This window comes from Trichocoleus sp. ST-U1, from assembly GCF_039961835.1.
GTDB lineage: Bacteria > Cyanobacteriota > Cyanobacteriia > Cyanobacteriales > FACHB-T130 > FACHB-T130.
Window position 1 is genome coordinate 30,478 of record NZ_JAMPJZ010000050.1, and the last position, 10,186, is coordinate 40,663.

At 47.6% G+C, this 10,186-nt stretch carries 9 protein-coding genes, 1 tRNA gene and 1 pseudogene; 5 read left to right on the plus strand and 6 right to left on the minus strand.

The window, feature by feature from the left end; genetic code table 11:
- The first annotated feature begins 192 nt into the window (after positions 1-192).
- From NDA06_RS17425 to NDA06_RS17440, 4 genes are all read left to right on the plus strand, one after another.
- On the plus strand, positions 193-363 hold the full coding sequence (locus NDA06_RS17425) for a hypothetical protein (protein WP_190412719.1): 171 nt from the start codon (positions 193-195) through the stop codon (positions 361-363).
- Positions 364-551: 188 nt separating this feature from the next.
- A complete protein-coding gene (locus NDA06_RS17430) occupies positions 552-1,430 on the plus strand; it encodes a peptidoglycan-binding protein (RefSeq protein ID WP_190986326.1) in 879 nt (292 codons plus the stop codon).
- 62 nt (positions 1,431-1,492) lie between these two features.
- Positions 1,493-2,722, plus strand: a complete 1,230-nt coding sequence (locus NDA06_RS17435; RefSeq protein ID WP_190986327.1) for a peptidoglycan-binding protein — start codon at positions 1,493-1,495, stop codon at positions 2,720-2,722.
- A 73-nt stretch (positions 2,723-2,795) separates the two neighbouring features.
- Positions 2,796-4,166 (plus strand): peptidoglycan-binding protein, encoded by a 1,371-nt coding sequence (locus tag NDA06_RS17440; RefSeq protein ID WP_190986328.1) that lies wholly within the window; start codon positions 2,796-2,798, stop codon positions 4,164-4,166.
- Positions 4,167-4,256: 90 nt separating this feature from the next.
- Here the strand turns inward: NDA06_RS17440 and NDA06_RS17445 are convergent, their stop codons facing one another.
- From NDA06_RS17445 to lipA, 4 genes are all read right to left on the minus strand, one after another.
- The gene (locus NDA06_RS17445; protein ID WP_190412715.1) at positions 4,257-4,712 is read right to left on the minus strand and encodes a transcriptional repressor; all 456 of its coding nucleotides are present in this window, start codon (positions 4,710-4,712) and stop codon (positions 4,257-4,259) included.
- Between the two features lie 575 nt (positions 4,713-5,287).
- Complete coding sequence (sigC, locus tag NDA06_RS17450) at positions 5,288-6,565, minus strand: RNA polymerase sigma factor SigC (protein WP_190527923.1); 1,278 nt, start codon at positions 6,563-6,565, stop codon at positions 5,288-5,290.
- 386 nt (positions 6,566-6,951) lie between these two features.
- Positions 6,952-7,935, minus strand: a complete 984-nt coding sequence (locus NDA06_RS17455) for an NAD(P)H-dependent glycerol-3-phosphate dehydrogenase (RefSeq protein ID WP_190685420.1) — start codon at positions 7,933-7,935, stop codon at positions 6,952-6,954.
- On the minus strand, positions 7,928-8,812 hold the full coding sequence (gene lipA / locus NDA06_RS17460) for a lipoyl synthase (RefSeq protein ID WP_190986329.1): 885 nt from the start codon (positions 8,810-8,812) through the stop codon (positions 7,928-7,930). Before lipA ends, NDA06_RS17455 begins: the two co-directional genes overlap by 8 nt.
- A gap of 137 nt (positions 8,813-8,949) precedes the next feature.
- Between lipA and NDA06_RS17465 the strand changes: the two genes are divergently transcribed.
- Positions 8,950-9,023, plus strand: a tRNA-Pro gene (locus NDA06_RS17465).
- A 29-nt stretch (positions 9,024-9,052) separates the two neighbouring features.
- Here NDA06_RS17465 and NDA06_RS17470 read toward each other — a convergent pair.
- Together NDA06_RS17470 and NDA06_RS17475 are read right to left on the minus strand one after the other, a co-directional pair.
- Entirely contained in the window at positions 9,053-9,295 is a 243-nt protein-coding gene (locus NDA06_RS17470) for a hypothetical protein (protein ID WP_190986330.1), read from the minus strand.
- A gap of 265 nt (positions 9,296-9,560) precedes the next feature.
- Positions 9,561-10,091 (minus strand): annotated as a pseudogene (locus tag NDA06_RS17475) (Uma2 family endonuclease).
- Positions 10,092-10,186: the final 95 nt, after the last annotated feature.

A 10,186-nucleotide genomic window follows, 5' to 3' on the forward strand; every position in this document is an offset into this window, starting at 1 on the left:
TTTCAGTGCGGGGGATTGCAGTACAAGCATAGAGTTCCCCCGTTTCTGTAACCTTGGGACGTGTTAAGAAAATTAGCTTAATTTAAATCTTAATTGCAATATTCCAGCAACTTTTCAACCTACTAAAGTCTGGTGGTAGGTTGAAAAACTGTAAGTCACAGCTATTTTTAACTTGGCTGCTGGAGCGCAACAATGTTCAATAAAAACTCTCATCAAGATTTATTAGGATCTGCCGTTATCGCGGCATTGGGTGCTGGTATCGTTACTTCTTTTGCTGTAAGTCAAGGTCAACACCCGCTCGTAGCTTTAGGCATTACTGGTGTAGCGGTGATAGTTGCCTTAATTTTTGATGCTAAGGTTTAGTTTAATCGCTGAAAACGTCTAGAGTTTCTCAAAAACAAGACCTAGAAACCATCTAGCTTAAAGTATTCTCTCTGTAGTTAGTAAACAAAAAACGTGAAAATAACGTAAAATAAGCCAAAAATAGCAGTTAAAACTTCTCTGAAAACTTCAGTGAGTGGATTAGCTGCTAAGAGTTTTGCAGGACAAGAATGGAGACGCTTGCCTATCTTTATGTAGCAGTAGCTTACGAGGAAACGACAGATCCTCTGGCTTTTCCAGTTATAGAAAAGTTAGAACTTTTTAAGGATCTCAATCGGCAAAAGCTTTCTAGCACCGCGACAAGCTATCTGCTATCGCTGGCTCTAAATCTAGCTTTCCTCAGTTTGCTCCACAGTGCTAGCGCAATACAGATAGAGGATAGGGGTGCTGAAGTGACGGCTTTGCAAACAAACTTGATGGCAGCCAACTACTATAAGGGACCTGTCACTGGATACTACGGCAAGTTGACCGAGGCAGCGGTGAGGCGTTTCCAAGCGATCAGTGACTTAGATGCTGACGGCATCGCGGGTTCGGAGACCCTAGAAGCATTAAAGCGATATCTGGAGAGCAAAAGCAAGAAAAGTAAAAAGTCGCACAACACTCCGCAGACGAGTGCAATGAACATTGGTAAGCGCGGGTTGCGACTGGGCGATCGCGGTCGGGAAGTCACCGAAGCTCAGCAAAGGCTGAAAGCGGCTGGTTTTAATCCGGGTTCTATTGATGGAAAATTTGGCTGGAAAACAGAGCAAGCTGTGAAGCGCTTTCAAGTGGCGAGGGGTTTAAAGATTGACGGCATTATGGGGCGGGAAACCTGGTTTGCTGCCGGGTATCTTGCGACTTCAAATTCTCCTTACTCGGTGATCGTAATGGCTGAGACTACCGAAACGCTGCGCCAAGTGCGCCAGTATGTGCCGAATGCTTATCTGGAGACTTCCAGTAGCGATTCAAATATTCAGGCAGGAGCATTTGCCACTGAGTCTGGGGCAGAACGTCAGTCAGAGATGTTGCGATCGCAAGGACTGAATGCACGAGTGGTATATCGTCGATAGAGAGTGCGATTTGATGCAATCAATCGGCTAGACTGGCGTTAAAATCTATGCTGTAAAAAGTAATGGAAACCCTTGCCTATCTTCATCTAGCCTTAGTCTACGAAACACCTGTACAAGAAGCCGGTGTTTCTCCGGTTGGGGAAAACCAGGAATTTCTGACCGGATTGAATTGGAAAAAACTTTCTAGCCACGCAACGATTCATTTTCTATCGATTGCCGTTGCCTTAGCGATGCTAGGAATCTCTTCTCAGGCGTTAGCACAGAGAACGCTGAAACAAGGCGATCGCGGTTCTGAGGTACGCGCATTACAACAGCAGTTACAGGCGCGAGGCTTTAGTGTGCCCGCCACTGGCAATTTTGGCTCGCAAACTAAAAATGCGGTGATTCGATTCCAGCAAGCCAATCGGCTCACACCAGATGGGATTGTGGGTCGAGGAACCAGGGCAGAATTATTTAATCAAGTTAGACCGACTATAAGCCAAAGCTTCAACAATGACCCGTTTACGCTGCCACCTCCGGACAGAACTCTTGACTCGCTTCCGGAAAACCCTACACTGTCTCCTCCCAACATCCCTACACTGAGAGCAGAAAATATCTATCCAGAAGATATCTATTCAGAAAATACCTATTCAGAAAATACCTATTCAGACATTAGGCTTGTCCAAGAACAGTTAGCACAGGCAGGATTCAACCCCGGTCGTATTGATGGAGTATTTGGTCGAAATACGGCGCAAGCTCTCAGGGAGTTCCAGGCAAGTGTAGGTTTATCCCCCAGCGGGACGATTACTTCAGAAACGCTGCGGGCACTAGACGACTACGTTGCCGGTCGTCCAAGTCAACAACTAAGTGACTACAGCAACCGGAACGACAGGAGTCGTAGAAGTCTCCAACCTGGCGATCGCGGTTCCGAGGTCGAGGATCTCCAACGGCGATTGAGCGATCAAGGCTTCAACCCTGGTCGCATTGATGGGGTTTATGGTCCCGCTACCCAGCGAGCTGTCAGGCGGTTTCAGCAAGCTCGGCGTTTATACCCTGACGGCATTGCAGATGCACGAACTCTACAGGAATTAGGAATTAATTTTGCCGAGAATCGCTACGTGGTAGTCGTACCAGGAAATTACGCAACATTGAATAAAGTCCTCCGCTATGTACCGAATGCGGATCTGGGGCCGAAATCGAAACGAGGTTCCTATGTAAATGCAGGGGCATTTTCCAATCGGCAGCTTGCCGAAAGCCGCTCCGAGCTACTGCGATCGCGCGGACTAGATGCACGGGTGGTATATCGCCCCTAGGCACTGGTATGGTATAGCTAGTTGATGAAATTGACCTTCTTAAACTGTCTATCAAGAGTTTGCCAGTAAAATTATGGAAACCCTTGCCTACCTGCATCTTGCCCTGGCCTACGAAGCCTCTACGAACAGCGAGTTTCCTATAGTCTGGAATAGCCAAAAAATTTTTGAAGGACTGAACCGCCAAAAGCTGTCTACTAGAGCGAGTTTGTCTCTGCTATCGCTTTTTGTCTCACTGAGCCTCTTGGGAATGTCTCAAGCTTTAGCAATACTTGAGCCAGGAAACACCGGCGCGGAGGTAGCCACTCTCCAGCAGCGCTTGCAGCAGCTAGGCTATTTCAAAGCAGGTATCACAGGCAATTTTGGCCCAATTACAACGGAAGCTGTGATCCAATTCCAGAAAGCTAATGGGCTGGAACCGGATGGCATTGTGGGGCCGCGAACCGAAGCCGCCTTACAGAAGAAGCGAGGCAAGCCAATTCAGGCGCAGACCAGCCAATCTCGGCAGGTCAGACAGGTCAGCCGCCAGCGTTTCCAGTCTGTCAGGCAACGTCCGCAGCCGGTCAGCAAGGCTTCTCAGGTCAGCCAACGTCCGAGGAGTGGAGTCCTACAGGAAGGAGACAGCGGTCCGGAGGTAGTAGCCCTCCAGCAACGGTTGCAAAAACAGGGCTATTTTCAAGCAAATATCACTGGCTATTATGGCCCGATCACAAAAGCAGCTGTTAACCGATTTCAGCAAGCGGCGGGAATGCCAGTAGATGGCATTGTCGGTTCGGATACCCAGGCAGCTTTGATAGGTGTGGGAGGCGGAGAGGATCGGACTCCGCCTAAAAATATCGCTTCTAGTGGGCAGATCCTACAATTAGGCAGTAACAACCGGCAGGTGGTAGAACTCCAGCGACGGTTGCGGAAACTGGGAATTTTGCAAGGGGCCATGACTGGCTACTTTGATCAAGACACCAAAGATGCCGTAATTCAGTTTCAGAAATCGCAAGGTTTAACAGCTGATGGAATCGCTAGACCCAATACTATATTGGCTCTGAAAAATACAAGCGATCGCTTTAATACAGCTTCTAGCGGACAGATCCTACAGTTAGGCAGTAACAACCGGGAGGTGGTAGAACTCCAGCGACGGTTGCGGCAGATGGGAATTTTTCAAGGTGCCATGACTGGCTACTTCGATCAAGACACCAAAGACGCCGTGATTCAGTTTCAGAAATCGCAAGGTTTAACAGCTGATGGAATCGCTAGACCCGATACTATATTGGCTCTGGAAAATACAAGCGATCGCTTTAATGTATTGTCTTTACAAAAGCGTCTGAAAGAAAACGGCTTTTATCGCGGACCATTAAATGGGGTTTTCGAGGCGCAAACCAAAGCAGCAGTTGAAGCTGCCCAACGTGCTTATGGTCTCAGCGCTGATGACATCGTCAAGGGACGTTTTTAAACAAACATAGCAATTAGCGATTAGCTATACTACTAGCTAATCGCTATGGTGGAAGTGGTGCATCCCGCCCTAACCCTACTCGATCGCTTTTTAAATGGGTAGTAACGCCCGCTGGCAAGTTGGACAGATAGCGTGAATCGTCATCTGACAGTCAAGCAGGTGGTACCCTTCTTTTCTGGCTGTTCTGGTGCCGGTTTTTAAAATCGAGTCATTTTTGAATTCAATCGTCTTGTTACACCGAACACAGATCAAATGGTGATGGTGATGCGGGTAAGGTTGATTGAGTTCGTAATGCTTATGTCCTTCTGCCAGTTCAAGTTCGCGCAAAATGCCCAGCCGAGCCATCAACTTTAAGGTTCGGTAAATGGTGGATAAGCTTATGTCCTCACCTTCACTGTGCAACAACTCGTGGAGGTCTTCAGCACTAAGATGCTGACCTCTAGGAAGATGTTGAAAGACATTCAGGATCGTTTCCCGTTGGGGAGTTAAACGCCAGCCCCGTTCGTTCAGTTCAGCCTTGAGTGAGGTTGCTGTGTAGAAAGACATGTTGACCTTCTCAAGAAAGTAGCCCTATTGAGAAGAATAGCGAATTCCTAGAATATTTGCAACAATCGAAGCTTATTGAGAATAATGTCTAATAAGAAACAAGGCTAAGAGATAGGGAAAGCAATAGGAAAAAGGAAACAAGATAAGTAAAGAATTATATCTTTTACTTTTTTCTTATTTCCTTTTGACCGCTGCTGTGCGTGTCAGTTGTTAGTTGTAGGATCTAGTTTGATGCGTTGTCCCTGCTGGGTGCAGTATTTACCTCTTTTTACGACTGCTCGCCGCTCCCTAACTTTTATTCGCATTTGTCAAAAAAATCGGACTTTTATTTTTGACTTGTTTATATCCATTCACTTTACTGGCGCTACACTGGCGATGTTCTCTTTGCCGCCCTTGTTACCGGGTTCCGCACTTCCATCGCGGCGGTCTGTCGGCTCTGTTGCAGGCAAATTCGTGAAATGGTATTAGAACATTTCTCTGTTGCAAGACTATATTTGAAATCACAAAACCCCCCTTTTTAAGGGGGGTTTTGAGAAATTAGTATTGGGCAGTTGTGAAAATGAAATTACTATTTCTTAGCCTAAGGACTCCAGATAGTCGCGTACACGGTTGCGGCGCTTGGGTTGCCGCAACTTTTGTAAAGCTTTGGCTTCAATTTGACGAACTCGTTCTCTAGATAAATCCAGAGCGCGACCAATTTCTGCCAAGGAGTAAGGATGACCATCTCCTAAGCCAAACCGCATCCGAATCACATCTCGCTCGCGGCTGGTGAGATCGGCAAGCAGCTGCTGCAAATCTCGGTGTAAAGCTTCTCGCATTAACACTTCTTCGGGAGATATGCTGTCTGTTTCCAGCAAGTCGCCTAATTCTGTGTCTTTCTCTTTTCCTACTTTAATTTCTAAAGAGACAGAACGAGGCACCCGAAGTAAAACTTCCCGTACCTGCTCCGGTGTCATTTCTAACTCAACGCCGATATCCTCAATACTTGCCGTGCGACCTTTTTCTTGAGAAATTTTGCGCTGAGCTTTCTTAATTTTGTTAAGCTTTTCGGTGATGTGAACCGGCAGGCGGATGGTACGACTTTGAGTTGCGATCGCTCTGGTAATTCCTTGGCGAATCCACCAGTAAGCATAGGTGCTAAACCGATAACCCTTGGTCGGATCGAACTTCTCAACCGCCCGTTCTAGCCCAAGGGTTCCTTCCTGGACTAAATCCAACAATTCCAATCCGCGATTTTGATACTTCTTCGCCACAGAAACCACTAGACGCAGGTTGGCCTTGATCATGTGTTCTTTGGCGCGAATGCCAGTAGCCTGAATCCGCTCTAGCTCTTCAACTGCCAGACCTGCTACTTCTGCCCAGCGACGCTTCCCAGCAGCTAATGTGGGCTTCAGGTTGCTCAGCTCAATACCCGCTTCCGTCGCCCACCGTTCCAAAGAAGGACGGTGCCCCAACTGAGATGCTAGACGATCGTGTACTTCAATCAGATGTACATACGGCTGAATCACTGGATCTGCCTGGTTGGCAGTATCATTTCTCAGCTCCAGCAACCGCATATGACGCTGGACTTTTTGAGCTTCCGAGACTTCCTCATCTCGCCCTAGTAACCGAACCCGACCAATTTCCTGAAGATATAACCGAACCAGATCGGTAGTACGACGGCTGGCAGTTGCCCGTAGAGATGCCTCGCCGAGTCGCCCGTACTCTGCATCTAGACCTTCCATCTCAGGGCTATCGAGATCATCCACCGGGGGTCGAGCATCGTCGTTCAACACGGCAGACCCAAAGTTGTAATTTGGCAACTCGGAGTCAAATTCTGTATCTGTCTCTGCATAAAAAGGAGTGGCTGGCATAGGGATCTCTCAATTGCGTCCGGAATAGTCTTTCAATTAATCACTTCACTACTTATTGCTAGAATTCCCACCCTCCAGGACGAAACAGCTAATGCTTACCTTTCTGTTACTTTCTGTTACATCTAGCTGCATGACACTTACTGAATTCATCGATATCGATGGTTATGCAGGCAGGGACGACGTGACATTCAGAAAAACCTGTCTCTAGTAGGATTCAGATTTCTATCTTTGGGTAGTATAGGCAGCGCTCAATCTTAGAGTAGTGATTTGGGTCAAAGGCCAAGTTAATCTACATCACCAATTGAAGGATTTCCTGAAAAATCCCTAGGGTTAAGAAAGAATATTGGCTCAAAGAGTTCCCTATAGATGGTTTTAAGGGCTAAAACCTAGCTATACTCAGGTTTGCTGTCTCTTAGCATGAGTGCTTCAACTGCTGAGAGTGGGGTAACTTCCCCTTTGAGCAAGCGATAGACTTGGTAAGAAATCGGAACTGAAATTTCTTCTCGATCCGCTCGTTGAATCAGCACGGAAGCGGTGTTGACCCCTTCAGCGGTTCCTTCCAGCTCGGTTAAAACTTCGGAGAGTGTCTTACCTTGAGCCAATCTGTAACCGACCTGATAATTGCGACTGAGACTGCTGTTGCAGGTGGCGAGTAAGTCACCAAGTCCTGACAATCCATAAAACGTTTCAGGTTGTGCCCCCCAGCAGTTGCCGATGCGGATGATTTCAGTGAGACCACGGGTTAACAAAGCGGCTTTGGCATTCGTTCCCAGTTGCAACCCATCACAAGTACCGGCAGCGATCGCCATCACGTTTTTTAGCGTTCCGCCGAGTTCCACTCCTAAAGGGTCAGCATTGGTATAAACCCGAAAACTGGGAGAAGAAAATACCGCTTGCACCGACGAGGCAGCGGCAGCGTCCCGGCTGGCTACTACAGTAGCGGCTGGCAATCCTTGTTGAATTTCTTTAGCAAGATTTGGCCCCGATAAAACGACCACTGGGCGAGTCGGAAATGCCGCCTGCCAAATCTGCGAAGGGGTGCAGGTGGTAACGGGATCTAATCCTTTGGTAGCAGTAACGAAAATTGGCTTAGAAGAGACAGCTTTTTTTACATTCGCCGCAACCTCGCCGACACCTTTCATCGAGATGGCGGATAAAACAATTTCAGCATTCTCTAGAACCGCCTCTAAGCATAGGGAAGACTGACGCGACCACACACGGACGTGATGACCGTTCTGAGATGCGAGAGAGGCAAGGGTCGTACCCCAAGCGCCCGATCCAAGAATCGCTATCGTGAGTTTTGAGTTTTGACCTTTCGCTTCCCTCAAGGGAATGATTTTGATTGAGTTAGAGGAGTTCTGGTCACTCATAACTCTTGAATCGAGGATAGCGTTCCATCAATTCCCGTACCTGTTCGGCATGATAAGAACTCCGAGTCAGGGGAGAGGAGACGATTTGCAGGAAACCCAGCGACTCCCCAAACTGTCTCCAAGCATCAAACTGAGCAGGTGTGACAAAGCTATCGACTTTCAAATGTTTTTGGGAGGGTTGGAGATATTGCCCAATCGTCAAAATATCGCAATCGACATCTCGTAAATCTTGCATTACCTGCCGGATTTCGGTGTCAGTTTCTCCCAGCCCTACCATCAAACCAGATTTTGTGTAAACCCAAGGGGCTAACTCGCGGGTTCGATGTAGTAGTTCGAGCGATCGCTGATAATTTCCTTGAGGACGCACCCGCCGGTAAAGGCTGGGAACCGTTTCTGTATTGTGGTTTAGCACTTCGGGTGCTGCCTGGAGGATTGTTTCGAGTGCCCCCCAGTTGCCGCACAAGTCAGGAATCAATACCTCAATTGTCGTCTTTGGTGAGGTGGCGCGTACCGCTTGAATGCAGCGGACAAACTGAGACGCACCGCCATCCGGCAAGTCATCCCGGTTCACGGAGGTAATTACGACATGATTGAGTCGGAGTCGTCTAACTGCCTCCGCCAAGTTTTCTGGTTCCGTGGGGTCAAGCGCTTTGGGCTTTTTCTCAAAGTCGATATCGCAATAGGGGCAAGCCCGCGTGCAGGCTGGCCCCATAATTAAGAATGTCGCTGTACCGGCTTGGAAACACTCGCCGATGTTGGGGCAAGACGCTTCCTCACAAACGGTATTCAGCCCCAAATCCCGCAAAATTTCTTTAACACTACCGACTCGCTCCCACTGAGGCGCTTTGACGCGCAACCAATCTGGTTTAACAGCCACAACCCACTCTTTTTACTCTCAGTCATACAGAGTTTATCCTAGCAAGCAACGGACTCGCTGAATTAATTTCTGGTGGCGTGGGTTGGTGATTTGGGATTTGGCGTGATATTGTGGATCTAGTTTGTCACTTGTGACAACGGGATGTAGCGCAGCTTGGTAGCGCACTTCGTTCGGGACGAAGGGGCCGCTGGTTCGAATCCAGTCATCCCGATTTTGATTGTTTGAATGATACTTGCGATGTCACCCTGAGGTGCGTCCAATAATTCTCATTTGACGATCGACAACGTTACCCTTCGACTCCTCAACAGAGGTATCGGGAACAGGTTCATCAGCGTTGTCATAATCATGGCTTGCGTCATTCAAATCTGCTTGATCAGAATAATCGGCGCGTGCGGTATCCGGGCCAGCATCAGGGGTGAGAAACCCACTGCCAGTGTTGTCAGCGCCTACGGCATCAACGTGCTTCGGTTGATTTGAAAACATTGTTTTTCCTCCGGTTATAAGGCACAAATGAGATTTCATAACTACAGATTTTTTCTGTCAGTTATGCCACAAGTGTTGAAATTTTATTGCCGCTATACATCAGCCGGAAGGCTTAGACTCAGTTGAGAGCGATCGCAATTGCTAATGAAGTGAGGTAGGGTGCGATCGCATCTTTACTCCGTTGTCAGCCAATAATTTTGTTGTGGCTAGAGGTGGGTGGGAACACTAAATGAAGAGCGCGATCGCCTTCCTCCTCTACCCTTACCTACACAAAAAAACGAGCCGCAGGACAGGTAAAACTTGGTAACAGAGGCGAACTTAATTCATCATTATTTAGTAGCATTGGGATTAATTTCAGCATGGCATTTTCGCGGTGGTAGATTTCAACTTGTTGCAAGCGCCAATCAGCAATCCAATACTCTTGGACTCCCCGTGATGCGTAAAGTTTGAGTTTAGGTTCTCTATCTTGGCGTTCATTCTCTATACCAGGTGATAACACTTCCACCACTAATTCTGGTGCGCCTGTTAGATGTCCCGCCTCGTCTAGCAATACAGCTAATCTTCCGTTACTAGCCCACACTACATCTGGTATGACGTTATCTGATTCGCTGAATAGCACACCCGGAGTGATGCTGGCTTGCCCTAAACCACTAAAAACAGACCAAGCATCGACTTCTCAACAGATGTTGAAGCAGGTGCGTTGATGCTTCCAGTGGGGCGCTCTGGCCATAAACAACTCTCCATCAATAATCTCATAGCGCGTGCCTTCGTTTTCAGGTAAGTGCTTATGTAAAATAAATTACACATAATAAAAAGTAGAATAAGCTAAAACAAAAGTCAAGAAAACAAGAGACTTATGAGATTTATTAGAGATTTAAGCCGAGAAACTCA

What these genes read in the sequence shown, in the direction of transcription:
- NDA06_RS17440 (WP_190986328.1), top strand. Translation starts at nt 2,796, where the DNA reads ATGGAAACCCTTGCCTACCTGCATCTTGCCCTGGCCTACGAAGCCTCT.
- NDA06_RS17435 (WP_190986327.1), top strand. Translation starts at nt 1,493, where the DNA reads ATGGAAACCCTTGCCTATCTTCATCTAGCCTTAGTCTACGAAACACCT.
- NDA06_RS17445 (WP_190412715.1), bottom strand. Translation starts at nt 4,712, where the DNA reads ATGTCTTTCTACACAGCAACCTCACTCAAGGCTGAACTGAACGAACGG.
- NDA06_RS17425 (WP_190412719.1), top strand. Translation starts at nt 193, where the DNA reads ATGTTCAATAAAAACTCTCATCAAGATTTATTAGGATCTGCCGTTATC.
- NDA06_RS17470 (WP_190986330.1), bottom strand. Translation starts at nt 9,295, where the DNA reads ATGTTTTCAAATCAACCGAAGCACGTTGATGCCGTAGGCGCTGACAAC.
- NDA06_RS17455 (WP_190685420.1), bottom strand. Translation starts at nt 7,935, where the DNA reads ATGAGTGACCAGAACTCCTCTAACTCAATCAAAATCATTCCCTTGAGG.
- NDA06_RS17430 (WP_190986326.1), top strand. Translation starts at nt 552, where the DNA reads ATGGAGACGCTTGCCTATCTTTATGTAGCAGTAGCTTACGAGGAAACG.
- sigC (WP_190527923.1), bottom strand. Translation starts at nt 6,565, where the DNA reads ATGCCAGCCACTCCTTTTTATGCAGAGACAGATACAGAATTTGACTCC.